This is a genomic window from Bacillus sp. BML-BC051, assembly GCF_019656175.1.
GTDB lineage: Bacteria > Bacillota > Bacilli > Bacillales > Bacillaceae_G > Bacillus_A > Bacillus_A mobilis.
The window spans coordinates 39,394-63,543 of the sequence record NZ_BPLI01000063.1; the positions used below are offsets into that span (position 1 = coordinate 39,394).

Annotated in this window: 25 protein-coding genes; 19 read left to right on the forward strand and 6 right to left on the reverse strand. The window is 35.4% G+C overall.

The window, feature by feature from the left end:
- Positions 1–11: 11 nt before the first annotated feature.
- From K5S59_RS23370 to K5S59_RS23400, 7 genes are all read left to right on the forward strand, one after another.
- Complete coding sequence (locus tag K5S59_RS23370; protein WP_000018399.1) at positions 12–464, forward strand: SMI1/KNR4 family protein; 453 nt, start codon at positions 12–14, stop codon at positions 462–464.
- Between the two features lie 531 nt (positions 465–995).
- Entirely contained in the window at positions 996–2,063 is a 1,068-nt protein-coding gene (locus K5S59_RS23375) for a glycoside hydrolase family 113 (RefSeq protein WP_000739795.1), read from the forward strand.
- Positions 2,064–2,152: 89 nt separating this feature from the next.
- Positions 2,153–2,344 carry a DUF378 domain-containing protein gene (locus K5S59_RS23380; RefSeq protein WP_000670803.1) on the forward strand — a complete coding sequence of 64 codons (192 nt, stop codon included), beginning with the start codon at positions 2,153–2,155 and terminating at the stop codon, positions 2,342–2,344.
- A gap of 209 nt (positions 2,345–2,553) precedes the next feature.
- Complete coding sequence (serC, locus tag K5S59_RS23385; RefSeq protein WP_120450514.1) at positions 2,554–3,636, forward strand: 3-phosphoserine/phosphohydroxythreonine transaminase; 1,083 nt, start codon at positions 2,554–2,556, stop codon at positions 3,634–3,636.
- Between the two features lie 12 nt (positions 3,637–3,648).
- On the forward strand, positions 3,649–4,821 hold the full coding sequence (locus tag K5S59_RS23390; protein ID WP_000490252.1) for a 3-phosphoglycerate dehydrogenase family protein: 1,173 nt from the start codon (positions 3,649–3,651) through the stop codon (positions 4,819–4,821).
- Between the two features lie 15 nt (positions 4,822–4,836).
- Positions 4,837–6,084: a DUF1015 domain-containing protein gene (locus K5S59_RS23395; protein ID WP_120450513.1), complete on the forward strand. Its 1,248-nt coding sequence runs from the start codon at positions 4,837–4,839 to the stop codon at positions 6,082–6,084.
- Positions 6,085–6,169: 85 nt separating this feature from the next.
- A complete protein-coding gene (locus K5S59_RS23400) occupies positions 6,170–6,547 on the forward strand; it encodes a hotdog family protein (RefSeq protein ID WP_000421233.1) in 378 nt (125 codons plus the stop codon).
- A gap of 186 nt (positions 6,548–6,733) precedes the next feature.
- On the opposite strand, the gene K5S59_RS23405 is transcribed toward K5S59_RS23400, so the two are convergent.
- A complete protein-coding gene (locus K5S59_RS23405) occupies positions 6,734–7,129 on the reverse strand; it encodes a DUF3224 domain-containing protein (protein ID WP_000454106.1) in 396 nt (131 codons plus the stop codon).
- A 75-nt stretch (positions 7,130–7,204) separates the two neighbouring features.
- A complete protein-coding gene (locus K5S59_RS23410) occupies positions 7,205–8,236 on the reverse strand; it encodes a S66 family peptidase (RefSeq protein ID WP_120450511.1) in 1,032 nt (343 codons plus the stop codon).
- Positions 8,237–8,526: 290 nt separating this feature from the next.
- Here K5S59_RS23410 and K5S59_RS23415 point away from each other — a divergent pair, with 290 nt between their 5' ends.
- Positions 8,527–9,168 carry an ATP F0F1 synthase subunit alpha gene (locus tag K5S59_RS23415; protein WP_120450509.1) on the forward strand — a complete coding sequence of 214 codons (642 nt, stop codon included), beginning with the start codon at positions 8,527–8,529 and terminating at the stop codon, positions 9,166–9,168.
- A 172-nt stretch (positions 9,169–9,340) separates the two neighbouring features.
- Here K5S59_RS23415 and K5S59_RS23420 read toward each other — a convergent pair whose 3' ends face one another.
- Positions 9,341–9,595 (reverse strand): SunI/YnzG family protein, encoded by a 255-nt coding sequence (locus K5S59_RS23420; protein WP_000900575.1) that lies wholly within the window; start codon positions 9,593–9,595, stop codon positions 9,341–9,343.
- A 276-nt stretch (positions 9,596–9,871) separates the two neighbouring features.
- On the opposite strand from K5S59_RS23420, the gene K5S59_RS23425 reads away from it, so the two are divergent.
- Entirely contained in the window at positions 9,872–10,141 is a 270-nt protein-coding gene (locus K5S59_RS23425) for a 2TM domain-containing protein (protein WP_088063985.1), read from the forward strand.
- Positions 10,142–10,526: 385 nt separating this feature from the next.
- Here the strand turns inward: K5S59_RS23425 and K5S59_RS23430 are convergent, their stop codons facing one another.
- Positions 10,527–11,399 carry a LysR family transcriptional regulator gene (locus K5S59_RS23430; RefSeq protein ID WP_120450508.1) on the reverse strand — a complete coding sequence of 291 codons (873 nt, stop codon included), beginning with the start codon at positions 11,397–11,399 and terminating at the stop codon, positions 10,527–10,529.
- A 183-nt stretch (positions 11,400–11,582) separates the two neighbouring features.
- On the opposite strand from K5S59_RS23430, the gene K5S59_RS23435 reads away from it, so the two are divergent.
- The 8 genes from K5S59_RS23435 (at position 11,583) to K5S59_RS23470 (ending at position 20,102) form a co-directional block, all read left to right on the forward strand.
- Positions 11,583–12,311 carry a (Fe-S)-binding protein gene (locus K5S59_RS23435; protein ID WP_120450506.1) on the forward strand — a complete coding sequence of 243 codons (729 nt, stop codon included), beginning with the start codon at positions 11,583–11,585 and terminating at the stop codon, positions 12,309–12,311.
- Complete coding sequence (locus K5S59_RS23440; RefSeq protein ID WP_120450504.1) at positions 12,308–13,720, forward strand: LutB/LldF family L-lactate oxidation iron-sulfur protein; 1,413 nt, start codon at positions 12,308–12,310, stop codon at positions 13,718–13,720. The genes K5S59_RS23435 and K5S59_RS23440 overlap by 4 nt, the downstream gene beginning before the upstream one ends.
- Before the next feature lies 1 nt (position 13,721).
- Positions 13,722–14,414, forward strand: a complete 693-nt coding sequence (locus tag K5S59_RS23445) for a LutC/YkgG family protein (protein WP_001090805.1) — start codon at positions 13,722–13,724, stop codon at positions 14,412–14,414.
- Positions 14,415–14,454: 40 nt separating this feature from the next.
- Positions 14,455–15,807: an MFS transporter gene (locus K5S59_RS23450; RefSeq protein WP_080000282.1), complete on the forward strand. Its 1,353-nt coding sequence runs from the start codon at positions 14,455–14,457 to the stop codon at positions 15,805–15,807.
- A gap of 575 nt (positions 15,808–16,382) precedes the next feature.
- A complete protein-coding gene (locus K5S59_RS23455) occupies positions 16,383–17,222 on the forward strand; it encodes a YitT family protein (RefSeq protein WP_000747488.1) in 840 nt (279 codons plus the stop codon).
- 152 nt (positions 17,223–17,374) lie between these two features.
- The gene (locus K5S59_RS23460) at positions 17,375–18,052 is read left to right on the forward strand and encodes a response regulator transcription factor (RefSeq protein WP_000781970.1); all 678 of its coding nucleotides are present in this window, start codon (positions 17,375–17,377) and stop codon (positions 18,050–18,052) included.
- 1 nt (position 18,053) lies between these two features.
- The gene (locus K5S59_RS23465; RefSeq protein ID WP_120450502.1) at positions 18,054–19,430 is read left to right on the forward strand and encodes a sensor histidine kinase; all 1,377 of its coding nucleotides are present in this window, start codon (positions 18,054–18,056) and stop codon (positions 19,428–19,430) included.
- Between the two features lie 201 nt (positions 19,431–19,631).
- Positions 19,632–20,102: a DinB family protein gene (locus K5S59_RS23470; RefSeq protein ID WP_000831312.1), complete on the forward strand. Its 471-nt coding sequence runs from the start codon at positions 19,632–19,634 to the stop codon at positions 20,100–20,102.
- Positions 20,103–20,222: 120 nt separating this feature from the next.
- On the opposite strand, the gene K5S59_RS23475 is transcribed toward K5S59_RS23470, so the two are convergent.
- Entirely contained in the window at positions 20,223–21,482 is a 1,260-nt protein-coding gene (locus K5S59_RS23475) for an MFS transporter (RefSeq protein ID WP_120450500.1), read from the reverse strand.
- A 69-nt stretch (positions 21,483–21,551) separates the two neighbouring features.
- Positions 21,552–22,178: an ArsR/SmtB family transcription factor gene (locus tag K5S59_RS23480; protein ID WP_120450498.1), complete on the reverse strand. Its 627-nt coding sequence runs from the start codon at positions 22,176–22,178 to the stop codon at positions 21,552–21,554.
- 182 nt (positions 22,179–22,360) lie between these two features.
- Between K5S59_RS23480 and K5S59_RS23485 the strand changes: the two genes are divergently transcribed.
- Together K5S59_RS23485 and K5S59_RS23490 are read left to right on the forward strand one after the other, a co-directional pair.
- Positions 22,361–23,425: an ABC transporter permease gene (locus K5S59_RS23485; RefSeq protein ID WP_000477764.1), complete on the forward strand. Its 1,065-nt coding sequence runs from the start codon at positions 22,361–22,363 to the stop codon at positions 23,423–23,425.
- Positions 23,425–24,096, forward strand: a complete 672-nt coding sequence (locus tag K5S59_RS23490; protein WP_000202603.1) for an ABC transporter ATP-binding protein — start codon at positions 23,425–23,427, stop codon at positions 24,094–24,096. The genes K5S59_RS23485 and K5S59_RS23490 overlap by 1 nt, the downstream gene beginning before the upstream one ends.
- The last annotated feature ends 54 nt before the right edge of the window (positions 24,097–24,150 follow it).

Here is a 24,150-nt window from a genome sequence, read left to right on the forward strand (position 1 = left end):
GGTATTTAGCCATGAGTCACATTACATGGATTAATGTAAATGAAAAAAGAGTAACAGATGACCAAATTAAACAATTAGAACAATACTTAAATATTAAATTTCCTAATGATTTTATTGATTGTGTACAAAAATATGATGGTGGATATCCAACGCCAGATACATTTAACATTCCAAATCAAGATGAAAATTCACTTAATAATCTTTTAACCTTAGATTCTGATAGAAAATATTCAATTCTAGAAACATATAATAGTACGAAAGATAGATTACCTGACAAAATATATCCTTTTGCTAGAGATCCATTCGGCAATCTTCTATGCTTTGATTATCGAAACAACACTGATTCACCAATAATTGTATTCTGGGATCATGAGGAAGAAGACATAGAGGAAGCAATATATCCTGTTTGCTCAACATTTACAGAATTGCTTGCTAGTCTACGTGATTTCGAAGAAGAAGATTGAGGGAACTAAAAAAACGTCCTAGAATTTTAGGGCGTTTTTTTATGATTTACTAATTTTCTAACCATTATCCGTTTTCTCAAGTTTAATTACGATTACTTCTTAAAGAAGTAATTAGTACTTTGCACACAATTAAGAATGTATTTGTATGATGATACGATTTTTGAAAGAAGAACAAAGGAATTCTTAACTGTAAAGGTAAATAATGAAGTAAATATATAATACAAAAAAGCGAATATAGATAAAAATTTTTTGATACATTTCTGAGTATAAAAATTTAATTATACGAAAAAATAGATTCGGTTAGGGTATCAGAAAAAATTAAATAACTTCAATTGTAAAAAGATAAAAAAGGAGCAGAAATACGCTCCTTTTTTATTTACCTCACTATTTTTAAGAGGTTAGTATGAATAAGATATGAATAAAGGATGAATAGCATTTTTATTGATAAAAATCTATTTGGGTTTTTTATGGAATATATATGAAACATTGTATAAAATAATCAAGAAAGCCAAAAATTATAGGAGGAAAGTTGTGAAGAAAAATAAGAGTTTAGTAAGTTTTTTAGGAGTGTTTATTATGCTGTTTTCTTTTTGTTTTCAAGGAAATGTACAGGCAGATGTAAATACTGTTCAATCTGGGAAAATCAAATCAGGAAATGTAACGGTATGGGAAGTTGGGAATGTGGCGAAAGTGTTAGCTGATGTAGAGCGCTTAAATTTAAATACAGTAAATGTACCGATTCAGGTAGATATTCCGAACGTGACTTCTACGAACATGGTAATTAATCAAGCGCAAAAGCAACAGGCTATTCTTTTAATTCAAGAATTATTAAAGCGTAATATTCAAGTTATAGTGGAACCGTTCCCGTATATTCAGCAAGGAAATGTTGGGGAAACGGAATGGAATCCGAGTAATATTAATGATTTCTTCTGGAATTGGAAAACGGTTATTTTGCAAGATATCTTTACTTCCATTACAAGTAAATACAATGTGTACGGAATCAAGATTGCTTCTAATTTCGTGAATATGGAATATGCAGAAGGATATTGGAGCGATACGATTGATTTTGTTCGTCAGCAGTATAAGGGGAATGTTTTGTATCAAATGAATTGGTGGTTAACAGCAAGTTGGGATCCTTCTTATGAAGCGAAGTTTGTAGAGAAAATCAATCGTCCGTATTTAAAAAAGGTAGATATTGTTAGTATCGATAGTTGGTTTGAAGTTTCGGGAAAAAGAAATCCATCATACGAAGAAGTGAAGCAAAGTTTATTTGCCACAACAGTGTATAATCGTGGGCAAAATGTTGTGCAGCAACTAGAACAATTACATAAAGCAACAGGAAAACCGGTTTATTTTGGTGGATTTAACGTTCCGGCACGTGAACTAGGCTTGCAAAATCCGTGGAATCCAGATGTATCTAATGTGTTTTCAAAGGACGTACAATTAAACGGATGGCGTGCTTACCGTGATGTATTAGAACCGAAACCATATTTTAAAGGTTTTTCAATTTGGTTTATTGGCTCTCATAATAGTACGCATGCGTATCAAATACATAGTAAAGAAGCAGAGGCAGTTATTAACGGCTGGTACCGAAAATAATTTTTATAAAATAGGTAAGTTTTGAATTTTACCACATATATTTCTAGTGAAAGGCCTTTCACCATCTTATCACCTAGGGGGCAATCATAATGAAATTTTTGTCTTACCTTACCGTAATTTTGGTGATTCTTGGCGGTTTGAATTGGTTGTTTGTAGCGTTAGATTACAATGTAGTTGAGAAATGGTTTGGTTCTATGCCGGCGCTTGTGGACACTATTTATTGGCTCATTGGTCTTTCTGCTATTTATCAAATTTTTGATCGGTTTTTCACGGACAATTAGCAATTATACTTTATTACTAGAGTGTTAAGTACGATTATGTACTTAACACTTTTTTGTATGTTTATAAAAAATAGTTTGCACATGCAAGCGATTCCATTGCGTCTTACGCCGTAGTAATAGAAAACAAATTGACCACGTATTATATTTTAGGTTATAATTCAGAAAGTTTAAAAAATAATAAAATGAGAAATAGGGAGGTTTTCAGGGTGATGGAGAGAGTGTATAATTTTTCAGCTGGACCATCAATACTCCCTTTGCCAGTTTTAGAGAAAGTGCAAAAGGAGCTTGTAAATTATAACGGGACAGGCATGTCTATTATGGAAATGAGTCATCGATCTTCTTATTTTCAAAGTATTATAGATGAAGCGAGTAACCTAATTCGTGAATTAATGAACATTCCTGATGAGTATGAAGTACTGTTTTTACAAGGCGGTGCGTCATTACAATTTTCTATGATACCGTTAAATTTAATGAATACGTATAAAAAAGCAGGGTACGTATTGACTGGCTCATGGTCTAAAAAGGCGCTGCAAGAAGCTGAAAAAGTAGGGGAAGTACAAGTGATTGCTTCTTCTGAACAAGCGAAGTTTACTACAATTCCTAAATTAGATGGTTTACTGAGCAATGAAAAACTAGATTATGTACATATAACAACGAACAATACAATTGAGGGGACGAAATATGTGGACATTCCACATTTAGATAAAGTACCGCTCGTTGCGGATATGTCCTCAAATATTTTATCAGAACAATATGATGTTACGAAGTTTGGTCTTATATATGCGGGAGCGCAAAAGAATTTAGGGCCAGCGGGCTTAACGATTGCTATTATAAAAAGAGATTTAATTGGGGGAGAAGAACGCTCTTGTCCTACGATGTTAAACTATGAAACTTACAGCAAAAATAACTCCTTATATAATACACCGCCATCCTTTAGTATTTACGTAACGAAACTTGTACTAGAGTGGCTGAAAGAGCAAGGCGGCGTATCTGCGATTGAAGAACAGAATAGAATGAAATCTTCACTTCTTTACAATTTCTTAGATGAATCAAAATTGTTTACTTCACCAGTTGATCTTGCGTATCGATCACTTATGAACATTCCGTTTACAACATCATCAGAAGAGCTGAACAATCAGTTTTTACAAAAAGCGAAAGAACGCAGCCTTGTTACGCTAAAAGGACATCGCTCAGTCGGTGGTATGCGCGCTAGTATTTATAATGCGATGCCAGTACACGGCGTACAGCAATTAGTAAATTATATGAAGGAATTCGAGCTTGAGAATAGATAGGGAGATGGGGATATGTTTCGTGTTCAAACGTTAAATCAAATTGCAGAAAAAGGTTTGCAAGTACTCAGCGGAGATCGCTATGAAGTAGGGGATAGAATGGACCACCCAGATGGTATTTTACTTCGCAGCTATTCTTTACATCAAGAAGATTTTTCAAAAGACTTAAAGGCGATTGCAAGAGCTGGTGCTGGTGTAAATAATATTCCTGTCGAGCGATGTACAGAAAAAGGGATTGTAGTATTTAATACACCAGGAGCGAATGCCAATGCAGTAAAGGAACTTATTATCGCCAGCCTTATTATGTCTTCACGTAACATTATTAACGGAGTAAGCTGGACGAAAAATTTAGAGGGCGATGAAGTACCGCAGCTTGTTGAATCAGGAAAGAAACAATTTGTTGGGTCAGAAATTGCAGGGAAGCGTCTAGGGGTTATCGGCCTTGGTGCAATCGGTGCTTTAGTTGCGAACGATGCGTTAGCTTTAGGAATGGACGTTGTCGGATATGATCCTTACATTTCAGTTGAAACTGCATGGCGCCTTTCTACACATGTGCAAAGAGCATTTAGTTTAGATGAAATCTTTGCAACGTGTGATTATATTACACTGCATATTCCTCTTACAAATCAAACGAAGGGAATCATTGGTGAACACGCTGTAGAGAAGATGAAAAAGGGTATGCGTCTATTCAATTTCTCTAGGGGAGAACTTGTAGATGAAAATGTTCTTCAAAAAGCGTTAGAAGAAGATGTTATTACGCATTACGTAACAGACTTCCCGAATGAAAATGTTATAAAGATGAAAAATGTAACAGCGACGCCTCACCTTGGTGCATCTACGTCAGAATCGGAAGAAAATTGTGCGATCATGGCAGCGCGTCAATTACGTGAATATTTAGAGACAGGAAATATTCGAAATTCAGTCAACTATCCAAACGTAGAATTACCGTATATCGGAAAAAAACGAATTACGATTATGCATCAAAACGTTCCGAACATGGTAGGACAAATTACAGGATGTTTAGCAGAGCATCATATAAATATTGCCGATATGATTAATCGCAGTAAACATTCTTGGGCGTACACAATGATTGATATTGATAACGGAATTGATGATATAATAAAAGAGAATATTGTGGAAAATATAAGTAAAATTACAGGTGTTGTAGCCGTTCGAATGATTGTGTAAAGGAGAGAGGTAAACTTGGCAAAAATCCGACCGTTTCGGGCAATTCGTCCAGTAGAAGAAAAAGCAGCGGAAGTTGCAGCTTTACCGTATGACGTATTAAATAGTGAAGAAGCAAGAGAGGTTGTAAAAGGGAATCCGTATTCTTTCTTACACGTTGATAAAGCAGAAATTGATTTAGACCCGGCACTTTCACCGTACGATGATCGCGTATATGAAAAAGCGGGTGAAAATTTAAACCGATTTATACGAGAAGAAGTGTTCATTCAAGACGAAGAGCCGGCGCTTTACATTTATGAACTGACGATGCAAGGAAGAACGCAGTCAGGTCTTGTCGTTTGTACATCTATTGATGAGTATGAAGATGATACAATTAAAAAACATGAAAGAACGCGTCATGAAAAAGAACTAGATCGCATTCGCCACGTAGATGTGTGTGACGCAAATACAGGTCCTATCTTTTTAACGTATCGTACTAAAGAAGAGATAAAGCGTTTCATTTCCAGCTGGAAAGAAGAACATGCGCCAATTTATACATTTACAGCAGAAGACGGCGTTAGGCATATTGCTTGGAAAATAGCTGATGAAGAAGTAATTACAAGTTTAGTAAACTTATTTGAAGATATCCCTAACTTGTACATTGCAGACGGACACCACCGCTCTGCATCAGCAGCAAAAGTAGGACTTATGCGAAGAGAACAATATCCGAATTACACAGGAGAAGAAGAGTTTAATTTCTTCCTATCTGTTTTATTCCCTCACGATGAGTTATCTATTTGGGACTATAACCGAGTTGTAAAAGACTTAAACGGTTTATCTGAGGAACAGTTTTTAAAACAAATCACGCAATACTTTTATGTAGAAGATGCAGTTGTTTCTCCGTATAAACCAAATGAGTCAAAAACTTTTGGAATGTATGTAAACGAGAAGTGGTATAAGCTTACAGTGAAAGAGGAAACGTTTGATGCGAATGATCTCGTGAAAGGTTTAGATGTATCTATTCTGCAAGATCATTTATTAAGCCAAGTACTTGAAATACATGATCCGCGATCTGATTCACGTATCGATTTTGTAGGAGGAATCCGCGGATTAGAAGAACTAGAACGTCTTGTAAATAGCAGTGAATTTAAAGCCGCGTTCTCACTATATCCGACATCAATGGAATCTTTATTAGCAATCGCAGACGCTGGAGAAGTTATGCCGCCAAAGTCAACGTGGTTTGAACCGAAACTGCGTAGCGGGTTGTTTGTACATTCTTTAAAGTAAATATAGACTTCTTTAGTTTGAAAAACCGAAATGATTATAGTTTCGGTTTTTCTTATGTTAAAAGTGTTTTTGAGGAGGGGTAGGGTTGGAATTGAAAGTAGGCGAAAAAATCACCTTTGAACGAACTTTTACGAAAGAGGATGTTGTTTTATTTACGGAAGTATCGAAAGATGAAGGTGTTCATCATGTTACGCCAGATGAGCAAGGGAGATTAGTTGTACAAGGACTGTTAACATCAACTCTGCCTACAAAAATTGGCGGTGACTATAACGTACTAGCTCGCAAGATGGATTTTGAATTTTTACGTCCTGTGTTTAGCGGTGATACGATTCGTTGTGACGTAACCATTGAACAATTTGAGCCCGATGAAAAACATCGTACAAAGATAATTGCGATGTTTATATGTAGGAATCAACTTGAAAAAGAAGTTATGAAGGGGAGTTTTTCGGGGATTATTCTTTAATTGATAGGAAAAGTAATGAGTAAGTGGGGCCCTCAGGCTTAGAGTTTTAATTCCCCCTATAACGAAAAATTTAAGTATTATACTCTTTTCTTAACTATTAGAAAATAGTTGGATCAGTTCGTCAATAAAAAGGACATTTCTAGTATTATAAGAAATGTCCTTTTCACTAAATTATAGAATGTTTTGCTAAAATTCAAACTCTAAAATTAGTTTACTTGTTTGACCTGTAAACTGATAATGATAGGATCCTCGCAGATTTTCTAAGTTACCGGTAGTTTTAATAATTGTTCCTGGGGAATCTAGATTTCCTTTATCAAATATTCCTTGCTCTATAGCTGTAAATGTTCCTTGTTGCCCCTTGTAAATTCCTTCAAAGTGTAAAAATCCAGAAATTTTAGCAGTAGCCAAGTGACCATCATTTATATTTGAGTCTAAATAATATAATAAGTATTCAACAAAAGCTTTTCCTTTTAATTCCCCATCAATATCATATTCAACATGAGCAATATTAATAGGGAAATCTTTTCTAGTATCATCAATTGGTTTTTCATCCCATTTACTTACTGTAAATGTTACTTCCATACACGTAATCTCCCTCCAATTATATACTTTTAAAAAGTATCAATTCACAGTCATATCTCATAGGAGTGTTTTTATTCATTCCACGCCACTCTCTAAAATAGAAAAAGATACATTTTCACAATCAATTTCTGCCATCGCGCCGTAAGGTAAAATAAACTTCGGCTCGGTATGGCCAAAATTTAAATTGTAAAGAATCGGTAAATCTTCTAAGTTATGTTCCTTCATTACTTTCAGTATTTCATGTTTATATTCTTCATAATACATTTCGTCTTTTGGTTTACCAAAAATGATGCCTTTTGCTTTTTTGAGAATACCTTGCGCTGCATAATTTCGTAACCAATACTTCATATAGCTTGGTTCTGGATGATCTTCGGAAGTTTCAAAGAATAGGATGCTATTTTCCCAATGTTTTTTCTCAGGCCAAAGTTCCGTCCCTTTTGCAAATTCCAGTACTTCTATACAACCACCAATTAAGCGTCCTTGTACAGTGGTAGAGCCTTGAAGTAGCTCATATCCTTTGTTTTGTTGCATCGTACGCCTTGTATTCTTATTTACCTCTATCCATTCTAAACGCTCACTCGTCCATTCAGGGGCTGGTTGAATTTCGCCAATCGTTTCATTTGAAAAGAGAGTTCGATTTACCATTTCAATTGTATATGAATCCATCTCTACATTTTCGGCAAAATCAGTTAAAATGGCTGGACCGTATAAAGAGGAAAGCCCTACTTTATGGCAAAATAAATGTGAAATAGTAACGTCAGAGTATCCCATAAAAATTTTCGGGTTTTCACGTATCACATTAAAATCTATATAGGGAAGTAAGCGAATGCTATCTTCACCGCCAATATTCGCAATAATTGCTTTCACGCGCGTATCTTGAAATGCAGTCATTAAATCTTCCGCACGAGCCTGTGGATTGTTATAAATGAATTCGCTACCTTTTAAACTATTCGGCATGGGAACAACCGTAAGACCGAAAACTTCTTCTAATCTCTTTACTCCTTGTTCATATCGCCATCTTATTTCAGGATCACCTGCGCCTCCCCACGAAGGACTTACTGTTGCCACGATATCACCTGGCTGTAATCTCTTTGGTTTTTTTAACATGTTAACTCCACTCCTACATAATGTAATGGACTACGACTGTACAAACTGTAGCTTTGAAAAAATATGATGCATCACATTATTTTCTTCATCATCAATCTGTTTACCTGCTGTGATTCAAGAATTTAGTATTCGTGTTGAATATAGGAATAATCGATTCATATTTAAAAATTACAGTATGCAACATTGCATGAGAAAGATGGTTGCTATTTTCTATAACCTGTAACTATAATAGTTACAGGTTGGTCGTATCCAATCAAAAATAAAATCATCATGAATGGAGATGTTTCATAATGGGTATGAAAAAATTAATTTTAGCAGGTGCTTTAGGGATCGCAGCATTATCAGGAACGAATTTACCAGGATTAGAACTGTCAAAGGCGAGTGCCGCTTCTATTGAATCGAATTTCTCAACGTTAGAAGGGCGAGTAGTTGAAGTGGATAATGGTGTGATTGTTGTGAAATCTAAGCAATATGAAGAACCTGTTAGTGTATACATGGATATTTTCTCAAATGTGAAGGTAGGAGATGAAGTAAAAGTTACTGGATCTATGATGCGTAATTTTACGGAATATATGATTGCAAATACAGTTGAAAATACGTCAAATAAATTAGGTATGCACATGAAAGAAGACGGCTCTCCTGATTATGTGATTGGGGAAGTATCAAAAGTAGGAACGATGGAAGAGGAGGGAGACGGTTCTACTAAATATGTTGTAGTTGAGTATCCATCACTAAATGGGAAGAAAGTTATCATTGATGTTTTCTTAACGAAGGGACAAGTATTTCATACAGGTGAGAAAGTAAAAATTGATATGAAGTATGTAGGATGGGGTGGAAGTTCTATTAACTGGAACACAACGGACAACATTGAAAAAGTTCATGAGGTAAAGAGCGACGTTGAAAATAATGATGATGTTTGGATTTGGTCTTAATTAGACTCTTATAAAAATGTATTATGCAGTACCCATCGAATGCTCATATGTATGACAATTCGATGGGTACTTTTTGTTTATTTTCATATCATTGTATCTATAATAATTTCTAAAATGCTGGTATACAGTTGAATCGAATAAACCCATATAGACAAGTGTTTTATCCTATTGCTTATGCATTGATTTTATTCAAAATTGAGACCCTATTGGTCGTAAATAATAGATAATTTTGTTTTACTGTTCTGATTAAAATCCGGTCTGTTGTAGCGTATGCTGTTCCAATTCGGATCACGTTTTCTTCTTCTACACCAGCATAGGTTTCATCTTCTGTAACTTCAATAATTTCACTTAATGGAATTTGAATCTTAGCTAGTTGCCATGAAATAATTAATTCTCCATCTGTTTTTTTGATATCGATACCTAGCATGTTACCAAGACCTTTCTGTATTAAAATATCGCTATTAATTTTATTATACAGATTTAAAGGTTTTATTTCTATTGTGAAATTTGATTTTTCAATTTTTTCACAAGGTATCGTACTACGAACAAAAAAAGTGTATCCACTAGCCACCTGCAATCTTCCTGAAATGAAGACGATCTTTTTTATTTTGTGAATTTTTGAGAATAAGAGATTTTTGATTAGAATATGATGTTTAAATCGGAGCGAATTTAAAAAATATAATAATGAAAGAGGTGTTTATATATGGAGCAAGATGAGGTTTATTTACGAGCTAAAAAAAGGGTGGAGAATTTAAAAGCATTTTACATTCATTTAACGGTTTATATACTAGTGAACTTAATGCTTTTTATTATAAATATAATCTCTGATTCCAGTAAATTGTGGTTTTTATATCCACTTGCAGGTTGGGGAATCGGTATTGTTATACATGGTTTGACAACTTTTCCAGTTGGGATATTCGGAAAAGAGTGGGAAGAACGAAAAATTAAAGAATATATGGAGAAAGATAAGTAAATTTATTTCTGGAATGGATGAATTACAATAGTATAAGTACCTTTTAGAACACGGTATATTTTTAAAAAAATCAACTTGAATCTGCTCATAAGGAATGTAATTTGATGATTCTATTTTCAGAGTAATGCTGAGCATAGATTATCGTTTTGCTTCAGTATAGAAAAATGGGATACAAAGCAGTAAGGTGTGACGCGCGTGGTAAAAACATTATGTAGGATTTCCATTCATATAAATCTCTTAAAAAAACAAAGATGCGAAGGCTCTTCTATGACTTCGCATCTTTGTTTTTTGTTTAGAAGGATTAATAAACCATTCTTGTACTTACATAAGCGGCTAATAACGATGGAGAAGCGAAGAAACCCATAGCTATACCTTCAAAATGAATTCATGTACATTCTATAAATCGTTGAGCTCTTTTAGAAAGCTTCCGATCTTTTAGCCATATAATCGATGATTCGGACTGATAAGGAAAATCCATTATATCTACTATTTTTATAAATTCTTGCGGAATATGAGATACAGCGCTTTTAGGTAAGATAGACGCGCCGATTCCAGTCATGATAAGCATAAGAATAAATGCGGAGTCTGGACATTCACATGCTATGTTTAATTGAATACCGAGATGCTTGCATTCATCAATGACGAGCTGATGATAGCTGTCTTCTATATCTTTATGTAAAAGTAAGAGGGGAATATGACTTAATTCGGTTAGAGGAATTGGAAGCTGTGAGTGATATAGTTCCCATTTAGCAGGCATGATTAATACGAATGGTTCCTTTGATAAACTAATACTAGAAAAAACATCTTTATTAAAGGGCGCGCGCAAGATAGCAAGTTCGATATTCCGATTTTCTAATTGCTCTATTAAGTAAAAAGGACCACCTTCCCATATTTTTAAGTTCACATTTGGATAGTTATCTCGAAAATAGCGGATTTTTTCAGAGAGAAAAGGAATGCAAGAATGGAATGCTCCAATAGAAAGATTACCCCTTAGCCCTTCACCGGTATCTTTAATTTCCGTAATGGTTTCTTCTAATTGTTGAATAATGTTTTTGGCTTTCGTATATAAAATTTTGCCTTCTTCAGTCAAATGCATATTTCGACCGTTTCTTTCAAATAAGCTTACTGATAATTCTTGTTCTAGTAGCGATAGCTGTCTACTTAAAGGTGGCTGTGCCATATGAAGCCGTTGGGCAGCACGGGTAAGCTGTTTTTCTTCAGCGATTACAGTAAAGTAACGAAGTTTTCTTATATCCATTTCAAAGTCCCTTCTATACCTTTTTTGTATACAAAAACAACCTTATAGATAGTTTTCATATAATATCCCACATGATATCATAAACAAAAAGTTTTAAAAATAGAAAATTCTAAAAATTTAAAAATTAATCTGATAGAGTAATACTTTGAAAATAGATCGTATCGTTTTGAGGGGGGGATTTTTATGAAAGTTTCGTTATTTATTACTTGTTTATCAGATGTGTTTTTTCCTCAAGTAGGGAAAAGTGTCGTAGAAATTATGAAGCAATGTGGAGTGGAGCTAGATTTCCCTGAAGGACAGACTTGTTGCGGGCAACCAGCTTACAATAGCGGATATCAAGAAGAAGCAAAACGAGCAGCAAAGCAAATGATAAAAGCATTTGAACATAGTGAATATATTGTGACGCCTTCAGGTTCTTGCGCAAGCATGGTTCATCATTATTATAAAGAGATGTTTAAAGATGATAGTGAATGGTATGAAAAAGCGGTTCATTTAGCGGATAGAACGTATGAATTGACGGATTTTTTAATAAATGTACTTGGAAAAAGTGATTTGAAATCTAAGTTGGTTGAGAAAGCTGTTTTTCACCAATCTTGTCATATGAGCCGTGCACTTGGGATAAAAGAGGAACCACTTAAGTTATTATCGCAAGTAGAAGGTCTAGACGTAAAAGAATTACCATATTGCCAAGATTGCTGCGGGTTTGGTGGCACCTTTGCAGTGAAAATGAGCTCGATTTCTCAAACGATGGTTGATGAAAAAATAAAACATATTGAAGCAGCAGAAGCAAATCTGTTAATTGGAGCAGATATGGGATGTCTTATGAATATTGGAGGAAGATTGCGCAGGGAAAATAAAAATATTCAAGTGTTACATGTAGCAGAAGTACTGGCGAAGGGGCTGAATAAATGAGTGTGGCGGGGGAACAAAGTTTTTTGAAAAGAGTAGATAAAGCGTTGCACGATCCGCAGATGAGAAGCGCGGTTCCGTTTACACAAGATAGACTTCGGACGGGACGGGAACAAGCTACACATGAATTAGGAAATATGGAAGAGTGGCGTGAGGCAGCATCTCAAATTCGGATGCATACAATTGAAAATTTAGATAGTTATTTGGAACAATTAGCTACTAATGTTCGGAAAAATGGGGGACATGTTCATTTTGCTTTCAAAGCAGAAGACGCCGTATCGTATGTTTCTGAAATCGCAAGAAAAAAAGGAGCGAAATCAGTAATTAAGTCAAAGTCCATGGTTTCAGAAGAAATACACCTTAATAAAAAATTAGAAGAGATAGGCGTAAAAGTAGTAGAGTCTGATCTTGGGGAGTACATTATTCAATTAGCTGGAGAAACTCCATCCCATTTAATTGCTCCAGCTATTCATAAGACGAAAGAACAAGTGGCAGAGCTTTTTTCTAAGGAGGCGGGAAGAAAGATACCAGTGGATACGAATCAATTATTACAATTTGCTAGGGAGCGATTGCGTAAAGCGTTTTTAGAAGCTGATATTGGTATTTCCGGTTGTAACTTTGCGGTAGCGGAATCTGGATCAGTTGTTCTTGTAAGTAATGAGGGGAATGCTCGTCTTACTACGACATTGCCAAAAGTTCATATTGCTATTATGGGGATGGAGCGCCTTGTTCCGACATGGAAAGATCTTGATGTGGTTGTTTCGATGTTAACAAGAAGTGCGACAGGCCAAAAGATTACATCTTATGTAACTGGAATTAATGGCGCACGTTTATCTGAAGATATGGATGGACCTGAAGAGTTTCATTTAATTATTCTAGATAATGGTCGTTCTGATATTTTAGGAACTGCTTATGAAGAAGTATTAAAGTGTATAAGGTGCGGAGCTTGTGTAAATGTTTGTCCTGTGTATCGTAATATTGGAGGGCATGCTTATGGAAGTGTGTATAGCGGACCAATTGGAGCAGTACTAGCGCCTTTATTAGAAGGGTATGAAGAATTAAAAGAATTACCTTTTGCATCAAGTTTGTGCGGAGCGTGTACAGACGTTTGCCCCGTGAAAATTCCATTACATGACCTTCTCATTGAACATCGTAAAGATGTGGTGGAACAAGGGTTTATAACGAAATTTGAGCAGCTGGCTTTTAAAGGTTTCACGTTTATGGCGAGCCATCCATTCTTTTATGAGAAAACTATTAAAATGGCATACACAGGTTTATCGATATTTGCAAAAGATGGCTATATTGCGAATGGCCCCGGACCATTAAAAGGGTGGACAAAAAGTAGAGATTTTCCAAAACCTGCGAAACAATCATTCCGTGATTGGTGGAAAAAAGAAATGAGGGATTCATAATATGAATACGGATGTACAACAATCTTTTTTAAACAATATCGCACGTAAACTAAACCGAGAACGTCGCTCGGGGGTCACTCCTCCTAGGTGGAAAAACGATCCGCTCAGGCACTATCCTAAAGAGATAAATCACGAAAGATTAATAGAGCAGTTTATTGCAAATTTGCAAATTTTACATACAGAAGTAAGTCATATATACCGTTCAGAAATAGAGAGTGCACTACAGTACATTGTACATAAATTTAATGTTCAATCTGCGGTGTATTGGGATGATGATAGATTACATCAGCTTGAAATAGGAAAGTATTTAACAGGAAATTTCGTTTCTCATCGAATTTGGAAAAGTAAAGAAGGGGAAAGAGAACTACGGGACTATGCAGCTCAAGTGGATATGGGAATTACATATGCCGAAATGGGACTCGCTGAGACTGGAACCGTTGTTTTATGGAATGGTGGTGGACGCGGACGTTTAGTTAGCGTTTTGCCAGCAGTTTATGTAGCGATTCTTTCAGAACATACAATTTATAGACGTTTAACAGAAGGAGTAACTAGCATTCACGAACAGGTTTCGAATGGATTACCTGCCTGTATTAATTTTATTACTGGGCCTAGCCGGACAGGTGATATTGAGATGGAATTAGCTTTTGGAGTTCATGGTCCTGGAAAGGTTCATGTCATTTTATTAAAGGATTAGAGAGAAAAACAAAAGAATACGAGGGGGAGTGAGGATTTTGATGAAGAATAAATTTCGTTATTATGTCTTTACAATGCTCACGTTTATTACGATGGTAAATTATATTGATCGAGGAGCCATCGCTTATGCGCAGTCTTTTATTATAAAAGAATATGGCTTTGACCCGAAGGAGTGGGGCGCTATATTAGGGTATTTTGGTTACGGTTACATGATTGGTTCTTTATTAGGGGGTATTTTTTCTGATAAAAAAGGACCGAAATTTGTATGGATCGTAGCAGCAACTGCTTGGTCTATTTTTGAAATTGCGACCGCTTTCGCTGGAGAAATAGGGATTGCTGTTTTTGGAGGGTCTGCTTTAATAGGATTTGCTATCTTCCGCGTTTTATTTGGCTTAACAGAAGGGCCATCTTTCGCGGTTTCGAATAAGACAGCAGCAAATTGGGCAGCTCCAAAAGAAAGAGCTTTTCTAACATCTCTTGGTTTTGTTGGTGTTCCGTTAGGTGCAGTATTAACGGCGCCTGTAGCGGTTCTGTTGCTATCTTTCACTAGCTGGAAAGTAATGTTTTTCATCCTCGGTACAATTGGGATCGTATGGGCGATTATTTGGTATTTTACTTTTACGAATATGCCTGAGGACCATCCAAGAGTGACAAAAGAAGAACTAGCTGAAATAAGAAGTACAGAAGGTGTACTTCAATCCGTAAAAGCAGAGAAAGAAATTCAAAAAGAGCCTTGGTATTCCTTTTTTAAAGTTCCAACATTCGTTATGGTTACGATAGCATATTTTTGCTTTCAATATATCAATTTTTTAATATTAACTTGGACACCGAAATATTTGCAAGATGTATTCCATTTTCAATTATCCTCCCTTTGGTATCTTGGGATGATTCCTTGGCTTGGCGCTTGTATCACATTGCCGCTAGGGGCGAAGCTATCTGATCGTATTTTACGTAAAACAGGGAATCTTCGTTTAGCTCGAACAGGGTTACCAATTATTGCTTTATTCCTTACAGCAGTTTGTTTTAGCTTCATTCCCGCGATGGATAATTATGTAGCTGTATTAGCGCTTATGTCGCTTGGAAATGCGTTTGCTTTTTTACCGAGTTCATTATTTTGGGCGATTATTGTCGATACGGCTCCTGCTTACTCAGGAACATATAGTGGAATTATGCATTTTATCGCTAATATCGCGACAATCTTAGCTCCGACTTTAACTGGATACTTAGTTGTAAGTTATGGCTATCCTTCTATGTTTATCGTAGCTGCCATTTTGGCCGCTATTGCAATGGGGGCAATGTTATTTGTAAAACCAGGGCAGCAAACGCGGAATGAAAGCTTATTTAACTGGAGTAATAAGAAGGGGTTAGAGGAACCTCGTGCTAATTTTGAATGAGTAATGAAGTGAACCCATATAGTGGTATATGAAAAAAACTCCTGAATTCGCATACTAAGTATGCAAATTTAATGGAGTTTTTTGTTTGAAGAAATAAAATAGAAAGTGAAATGGTCAATGAAATAAAAAGAAAGCATTTGAATGAATCTTTTTTCGAATCTACATGCAAAAGTGCGGGAAGACAATATATATAATCCAATTAAGAGGATATCAGTGATAGTAATCAATACCGAGGTATAAGCGGGGATAAAATGACATATAAATCTCTATGATTAAATGTTTGATGCGAAGTCTATTCTATAGCTTCGCCTATTTGTTTTGTATTCGAAGTTTGTGCGACTTAGAGTGTTTATATTCATTTTTTAGGCTGAATTGCATGTGAAATCAAAACTTTGTTTGTAGTACATAATAAATACAGTTGTTTTCCTTTTTTAATTACATGTGGATATAGGATGAAGTTAATTTATTATCCTATATTAAAATAAAAATAAACCACTGTTCGATTTGAATATTCCACGATATAATGGTGAGAGTTTATGACAGAATAAATATTTACATAAGAAGTGAGGTACTGTATGAAAAAAAGAACGACAGACATTATTTTTATTATTATCGGTGCATTTCTTTTTGCGTTAGGTGTCAATTTGTTTGTTATCCCGAATGAGTTTGGTGAGGGCGGGGTAACAGGTATCACGATTATTACGTACTATTTATTTGAATGGTCACCGGGTTTAGTTAACTTAATTTTAAATGCGATTTTGTTAATAGCTGGTTATAAATTTTTAAATAAAATCACAACAATTTATACGATTATCGCTGTAGTTACGAACTCACTATTCCTTCATTTGACAGAAGGTTGGACGATTGCTTCGGATGAAATGCTCGTAAATGCCATTTTCGGAGGAATATTTATTGGGTGCGGGATTGGTCTTATTATTCGCGTTGGCGGAACAACAGCAGGTACTACCATCTTAGCAAGGATGACGCATAAATATTTAGGATGGAGCATTAGCTACGGTCTATTGTTCTTCGATTTAATCGTTGCGTTTTCATCTTATTTCATCATTGGTGCAGAAAAACTGATGATAACAATTATTATGCTATATGTAGCAACGAAAGTGATGGAATTTGTAATTGAAGGCTTAAATCCGAAGAAGGCTATTACGATTATTTCTGATAACCCAAATGAAATCGCCGGTAAGGTGACTACATTAATGGGCAGAGGGGTTACTGTGTACTCAGGTCATGGCTATTACACGAAAACGCCGAAGGAAATTCTTTATGTTGTTATTAATAAGCAAGAAGTAGTGAAGCTAAAACGGATTGTTCAAACTACGGATCCAGCTGCGTTTATAGCTATACATGATGTTCGTGACGTATTTGGAGAAGGATTCGTTGATATTTCTAAAGCTTAGAACTTATTTTTTATTAAAATAATCTTAATACTAAAACGTAAGAATCTATTTTGAATAATCTTTTTTCAAAATAGATTCTTTTTCTTTTTCTTGCAAAAAATTCAATTGTTTCTTAAGGTAAGGATGTAGAAGGATAAACAAGAGAGGGTTTAATGAAGATGATACATATTTTATTAGCTGATGATGATAAGCATATTAGAGAGTTGTTACATTACCATTTACAAAAAGAGGGGTTTAAAGTTTTTGAAGCAGAAGATGGAAAGGTAGCGCAAGGCGTATTAGAGAAAGAAAATATTCATCTTGCGATAGTAGATATTATGATGCCATTTGTTGATGGCTATACGTTATGTGAAGAAATTCGGAAGTATCATGATATACCGGTTATTTTATTAACGGCGAAAGATCAGTTAGTTGATAAAGAAAAAGGATTTATTTCTGGTACAGACGATTATATTGTAAAACCATTTGAGCCAGCTGAAGTCATTTTCCGCATGAAAGCATTGCTGCGTCGTTATCAAATGCTGAATGCTGATATGATTACACTGCACGGTACAACAATTGACCGAAAAGGCTTTGAAGTGAAGTGTAACGGTCAAACGATTTTGCTTCCATTAAAGGAATTTGAATTGTTATCGCAACTGGCTAGTTATCCTGGAAGAACATTTTCAAGAGAAGAATTAATTGAATTAGTATGGGGAATGGATTTTGAAGGAGATGAACGAACGGTTGATGTTCATGTGAAGAGGCTACGAGATCGTTTCTCAAAACGAACGGCTGATTTTCAAATTACGACAGTACGCGGACTTGGTTATAAGTTGGAGTTGAAATAAAATGAAATCATTATACTCTAGATTTGTTTTTATGACGGTTGGAATCATGCTACTTAGCAGTATTATCGGTTTTTTATTAACAAATGTGTACTATCAAGTGAAGTTAAAACCGTATAACAGTGAAAAGATTTTAATGTATGCGGAAGAAGTAAAATCGTTATATGAAAAGCAAAGTGAAGAAAATCAAGAGGCATACTTACAGTCTATTGCGAAGCTAGGATATGAAATTTATATTGTCGATGATCAAAAGAATGGAAAGCGTATCGGTAATGCGTTTCGTAAAACGACAATAAGTGATGATACCGTTCATAAAGTATTGCAAGGAGAAACGTTTAATGGTGTTTCTACATATCCAACGCGCCTCTTTATTACAGGTTTTTTCGATAATGAATTAATTAATAGTGTCGGTGTCCCGGTAAAACACGGTGATAAACAGTACGCTTTATTCATTCGCCCTGACATACAGCAACAATTTGGCGAGATGCGAATCTTCTTAGCGGTATTACTTGGGTTTATCGTATTATTAAGTATTATCTTTATAGCGATTGCAGCAGGTTACATCGTTCGTCCGATTCGTAAATTTACGAACGCTACGCAAAAAATTGCGAGTGGTGAATATGAAATTGAATTAGACGTAAAAAGAAAAGATGAAATAGGAACGTTATCTACAAGCTTCCAAAAGATGACGAAAAGTATTAAAGAACTAGATGAAATGAGACAAGAATTCGTTTCAAATGTTTCGCACGAATTCCAATCACCACTTTCTTCCATACAAGGGTTCTCAAAAACGTTACAGTCAGAAGAGATGAGTGTGGAAGAAAGAAACCATTACTTACAAATTATTGAGGGTGAAAGTAAGCGAATGTCTAGTTTATGTAAACAGTTACTTACGCTTGCTTCACTAGATAAAGAAGAGAAAGTGTTGCAAATAAAAGAATTCAATTTGCAGAAGCAAATTAAAGATGTCATTTTTATGCTCGAATGGAAATGGCGTGAAAAAGATATTGCCGTTGAATTTGATGTGCCGGACATTACAATACAAGGTGATGAAAACTTACTTCATCAAGTATGGAGTAACATCTTTACGAATAGCATTAAGTTTTCAAACGACGGTGGTACGATTAAATTTGTTGTTGAAGAATTGGAATCAAGTGTGATGATCTCTATATCAGACAACGGAATTGGTATGGAAAGAGAAGAAATGGACCGTATATTTGATCGTTTTTACAAAGTAGATACAGCTAGGGCGAGAAACGTAGAAGGTAGTGGTTTAGGGTTGTCAATTGTGCAGAAAATTGTGGAACTGCATAACGGAAACGTTTCTGTGTATAGTACGAAAGGGGAAGGGACTACTGTTCAGGTGGAGCTTCCGAAATAGATGGAAGAGGCTGTTTGGGGACAGCCTCTTCTTTTTTGGTCGCTAGTATACGTGTAAAGTGAAAAAATGTGAGTCATTTTCATTACATAATCGGACGAGTTTGTGGAGTAAGATCAGGAGGAAGTTTATTTGAACTTGTAGAATCTCTACAGAGTTATAAGGATTTTATTGAGACTTTAACTATTTAGGGAGGAAATTACTTTGAAACGAACTGACTTGTTATTAAACGTACTAGATTCAACATTCGATAAAGAGAGCTGGTATGCACCATTTAAACATGCTATAGAAGGACTTACAGCTGAACAGGCTATGTGGAAACCATCTGGTGAGGCAACGAATACCATTTGGGAGAGCGTTAATCATCTCATTTATTACAAAGAGAGGCTTGCTGCAAACTTGGAAGGTCATGAATGGACACATAATCTTGACGGTAATGACACTTTTTATCTTACTAAGCAATCTAATGATGACACAGAATGGAAGGAAGTCGTTGAACGTTCTGAAAATGCTCAGCGCAATTTAAGACAGGTATTGAGCGCAATTTCTGAAAAAGAGCTTGAACAAAGTTCACTTGAGGAGAAATTACTAGATATCATGCTTCATGATGCTTATCATACAGGCCAAATTATTCAATTAAGGAAAATGCAGGGGTCTTGGCCATCAAATCGATAATTGAACGATTTAGTTGGTGCTATTGTTATATTTTTAGTGAAGTATTTATTGTACATTAAAAATTAAATAACTACATTTTAACCCCGTCCTAAATTTAGAACGGGATTATGTTTGTTCCTGTTATAAAGCCGCATCTTTCCCATGCTCTACTTTAAACTGAACCCCAAAAGTATCCGCTGTAATCTCATCAGATTTCGGCAAAGCCCGTAATTTCGGATGAAGTAGCCATACGAGAGAAATAAATAAAATACCGATGCTAGCGAGCGCGAAAATGAGTTGGCTACTAAATACATTTGCGGCGTATCCACCAATTAAAGAACCGAACGGCATAGCAATTGTGCCCATACTTCGCATGACTGAGTTGATGCGTCCAATATACTGATTTGGAATTACAATTTGACTAATTGTCGCAAATAATATGTTGGTTGCACCAATTGGAATCCAGGCTAGACCGAATAAGAGAATAGACAACCACTGAAACGGTACGATCGTAGAGAGAAACCAAAAGATAGCACCAGTCGCAAAGCCAATAATAGAGACACGGCCAACATTACGTTTACCAACCCATGAACTGAATAATGCTCCAATTAAACTGCCGGCTGATATAGCGGCTAAAAAGAAGCCATATGATTTCACGCCTTCTAAAGAATCAGCGAAAGAAGGGAGTATCGCCATCGTCATACCGATTGAAAAATTAGCGACTACTGAACCGATTAAGAATACGCCCATTAATGAACGGAAGACGATCGAAAAACCTTCTTTTAAATCAGAGAAATATTGTTTAGTTGAAAGTGATGTATTGGTTTCTGCTTGCTTTGGCATTTTCAATGAAAAGAACAAAAGGGCAGTAATCGCGAATGTAATAGAGTCAATTACATATAAAGTGATTGCGCCAAGTAGTGCTACTAATATGCCAGAAAGCGTCGTGCAAATTAAATCAATGCCTTGATACGCAAATGAAAAGAGTGAATTTCCTTTTAATAGTTGTGTTTTATGAAGTAGAAGTGGTAAGGCTTTTGATTGTGCAGGATAGGCGAATTGTTCGATAAAGGCTACGATGGGCATGATGATGAGTAGTAGTTGAACTGTTAATAGATCGAAGTAGTGTGTAATAGGAATGATTAAAATAAGCATGCATTGCAAAACTTGTGTAATGACGAGGGTGTTTTTTATTGACCATCTATCAACGAATGGACCAGTAAGAAATTGTAATGCAGAAGGTAATAATGTAAGAAAACCAGCCAATCCAGAATAAAAAGGATTACCACTGAGCTTGTATACGAGCCACATCGCGGCTACATAATACAAACTATCTCCTATGTTTGTAAAAATTCTTCCTAAAAACAGTAAGAGGAAATTTCGATTTTTTAATAAGTCCATTTAATCTACTCCTTTATAAAAAATTTATTCGGTAAAATAAATTTGACCGTCTATGTAAAAAAAATCGTATTACGATTTTTCTTCTTTTTTCACAAAGCGCTGCATTGCTTTTTCATCGATTTGTAGTGCAGTAGTAGAAATGTAATAAGATTTACTATTTGGATCTTTATCCGCGTCTTTTGCGATATCATTTAATTCACTCATCAATTCATGAAACTTTTTCACCCACACTTGAAATTGTTCTGGCGTAGCATCAAATTCCCAGCAAGATGAAACGTAATTCCACTCAGCTGGATCTTCGCTTACTTTTCGTAATGTAAAAGCTTCTTCTGGTGCAGCGAGAATATGGCTTTTCGTTCTTTCCGTCATTTGTAAAAAGATTTGGCGACCTGATTCGCTTAATATTTCTAAATGAGGTAATAGTTCTGCAGCAGGGGTGAAGCCTCTCGCAACAGATTGATAAAACTTTTGAATGATGCCATTCTTTTCTTCTGTATAAACAATCTCTATAAAACCATTCTTTTCTAATTCTTTTAAATGATAATGAATTTTCGCCCTTGGAATGCCGAATTTCTCAGATAGTAATTGCCCTGTATAAGGGCGTTCGCATAGACGCATCATCATTTCGACACGTAGTGGATCGCTTATTGCTTTTAGTTGGCTATAAGTAGTTAGTGTTAACATGGGCTTCAACATGATCAACTCCTCAAATAAAATTACTCGGTCAAGATTATTTGACTGAATTGTATCAAGGATTTTGATTATTTTCAATACTTTCTGAAAATTAAGTTTTACTCTCTGTAATCTTCTGTTCATATTCCGTTCATATTTCTTTTTTATGATAAGTGCATAGAAAGAAAGAGGAAGGAGCGAGCGAAATGTTTTTAGCTCTGCGTGAATTAAAACAATCAAAATTACGATACGGATTAATAGGACTGATTATGGTGTTGTTATCATTTTTAGTTCTTGTTATTTCAGGATTAGCAAATGGACTATCATATGATAATGCTTCATCGATTCAAAATATGGAGGCAAATAAGTTCGTTTTAGCAGATGATGCGGAAAATAAATTACTTCGTTCACAAATTAAGAAAGACGATGTAGATAACGTAGTAAATCAAGTAGGCGAGAAAGAGGCAGTTCCGTTTCGTGTGAAAGTTTCAACATATGAAAAGAAAGATAGTTCGAAAAAAGTGGATGTGGCTATTTTCTCAAGTGAACGTGATTCATTTTTAGAGCCGAACATTGTAAAAGGTGAGAAATTAGGTACAGCAAATAACGAAATGGTTGCTGATGAATCTATTAAAGAAAAAGGAATCGATATTGGCGATACAATTATCGATCCTGTTTCAAAGAAAGAATTTACAATCGTTGGATTTACGAAAGATCAAATGTTTAGCCATACACCAGTTGTTTATGTAAATGAAGACGTATGGGGATCTATTTCACAACCAAACCAAAAAGATTATAGTGCAATTGCACTTAACACAGATAAAGAGATTAAAAATGCACACGTAATTGACAAAAAAGAAGTACTGCAAAGTATTCCAGGATTTAAAGAAGAGCAAGGGACATTAACGATGATCATTGCATTCTTACTAGTTATCGCTGCGTTACTAATCGGCGTATTCTTCTACGTCATTACATTGCAAAAAACACAGCAATTAGGCGTATTAAAAGCAATTGGTACGAAGAACTCTTATTTAGCAAATAGTTTAGTCATACAGGCGTTATTCTTATCAGTCGTTGCGATGGTAATCAGTATTGTTCTTGTACAAGGATTACAACAAATTTTACCAGCAGGTATGCCGTTCTTATTAACAACACCGATGATTGTACAATACGCAGCAATCTTTATCGTCATTAGTATTTTAGGAACACTTATTTCGTTATACCAAGTATTAAAAGTTGATGCATTAGAAGCAATTGGAGGCGGGATGTAATGACTTCATTATTGAAATTAGACAAAGTAAGTAAAGTGTACGGAGAAGGGAATACGGAAGTAACAGCCCTTCATCCGATGTCGCTTGATGTGAAAGCTGGAGAGTTTATCGGAATCGTCGGTCCTTCTGGATCAGGGAAAAGTACGTTATTATCAATTGCGGGTGCATTATTATCACCTTCAAAAGGGGATATTTACATTCGTGAGCAAAATATTACGAAGTTATCAGAAAAGGAAATGACAGACATTCGTTTGAAAAAAATCGGCTTCATTTTCCAATTCGCAAATCTTGTTCCATATTTAAATGTAAAAGAACAGTTGCTTTACATTGCAAAGCTTAAAAAAGAAAACAAACAAGAATCAGAAAAGCGTGCGGATCATTTATTAGCGGCATTTGGATTAGGCGAAAGAAAAAAACATTATCCAAATCAACTATCTGGCGGGGAAAAACAAAGGGTAGCAATCGCTCGTGCGTTTATGAACAATCCAGATTTAATATTAGCGGATGAGCCAACAGCAAGTTTAGACTCAAAACGCGCACGTGAAGTTGTTGAGATGATGAAACGTGAAGTGAAAGAAAGTCAAAAAGCAGCAATTATGATTACACATGATGAAAGAATGCTTGATGTATGTGATCGTATATTGACGCTTCGAGATGGAAAGTTAATATAAAGAAAAAGGGACAATCGCATATAAATGTGCGGTTGTCCCTTTTTATAAAATATA

What these genes read in the sequence shown, in the direction of transcription:
- K5S59_RS23370 (WP_000018399.1), top strand. Translation starts at nt 12, where the DNA reads ATGAGTCACATTACATGGATTAATGTAAATGAAAAAAGAGTAACAGAT.
- K5S59_RS23380 (WP_000670803.1), top strand. Translation starts at nt 2,153, where the DNA reads ATGAAATTTTTGTCTTACCTTACCGTAATTTTGGTGATTCTTGGCGGT.
- serC (WP_120450514.1), top strand. Translation starts at nt 2,554, where the DNA reads ATGGAGAGAGTGTATAATTTTTCAGCTGGACCATCAATACTCCCTTTG.
- K5S59_RS23390 (WP_000490252.1), top strand. Translation starts at nt 3,649, where the DNA reads ATGTTTCGTGTTCAAACGTTAAATCAAATTGCAGAAAAAGGTTTGCAA.
- K5S59_RS23405 (WP_000454106.1), bottom strand. Translation starts at nt 7,129, where the DNA reads ATGGAAGTAACATTTACAGTAAGTAAATGGGATGAAAAACCAATTGAT.
- K5S59_RS23410 (WP_120450511.1), bottom strand. Translation starts at nt 8,236, where the DNA reads ATGTTAAAAAAACCAAAGAGATTACAGCCAGGTGATATCGTGGCAACA.
- K5S59_RS23415 (WP_120450509.1), top strand. Translation starts at nt 8,527, where the DNA reads ATGGGTATGAAAAAATTAATTTTAGCAGGTGCTTTAGGGATCGCAGCA.
- K5S59_RS23420 (WP_000900575.1), bottom strand. Translation starts at nt 9,595, where the DNA reads ATGCTAGGTATCGATATCAAAAAAACAGATGGAGAATTAATTATTTCA.
- K5S59_RS23425 (WP_088063985.1), top strand. Translation starts at nt 9,872, where the DNA reads ATGGAGCAAGATGAGGTTTATTTACGAGCTAAAAAAAGGGTGGAGAAT.
- K5S59_RS23430 (WP_120450508.1), bottom strand. Translation starts at nt 11,399, where the DNA reads ATGGATATAAGAAAACTTCGTTACTTTACTGTAATCGCTGAAGAAAAA.
- K5S59_RS23435 (WP_120450506.1), top strand. Translation starts at nt 11,583, where the DNA reads ATGAAAGTTTCGTTATTTATTACTTGTTTATCAGATGTGTTTTTTCCT.
- K5S59_RS23440 (WP_120450504.1), top strand. Translation starts at nt 12,308, where the DNA reads ATGAGTGTGGCGGGGGAACAAAGTTTTTTGAAAAGAGTAGATAAAGCG.
- K5S59_RS23445 (WP_001090805.1), top strand. Translation starts at nt 13,722, where the DNA reads ATGAATACGGATGTACAACAATCTTTTTTAAACAATATCGCACGTAAA.
- K5S59_RS23450 (WP_080000282.1), top strand. Translation starts at nt 14,455, where the DNA reads ATGAAGAATAAATTTCGTTATTATGTCTTTACAATGCTCACGTTTATT.
- K5S59_RS23455 (WP_000747488.1), top strand. Translation starts at nt 16,383, where the DNA reads ATGAAAAAAAGAACGACAGACATTATTTTTATTATTATCGGTGCATTT.
- K5S59_RS23460 (WP_000781970.1), top strand. Translation starts at nt 17,375, where the DNA reads ATGAAGATGATACATATTTTATTAGCTGATGATGATAAGCATATTAGA.
- K5S59_RS23465 (WP_120450502.1), top strand. Translation starts at nt 18,054, where the DNA reads ATGAAATCATTATACTCTAGATTTGTTTTTATGACGGTTGGAATCATG.
- K5S59_RS23475 (WP_120450500.1), bottom strand. Translation starts at nt 21,482, where the DNA reads ATGGACTTATTAAAAAATCGAAATTTCCTCTTACTGTTTTTAGGAAGA.
- K5S59_RS23480 (WP_120450498.1), bottom strand. Translation starts at nt 22,178, where the DNA reads ATGTTGAAGCCCATGTTAACACTAACTACTTATAGCCAACTAAAAGCA.
- K5S59_RS23485 (WP_000477764.1), top strand. Translation starts at nt 22,361, where the DNA reads ATGTTTTTAGCTCTGCGTGAATTAAAACAATCAAAATTACGATACGGA.
- K5S59_RS23490 (WP_000202603.1), top strand. Translation starts at nt 23,425, where the DNA reads ATGACTTCATTATTGAAATTAGACAAAGTAAGTAAAGTGTACGGAGAA.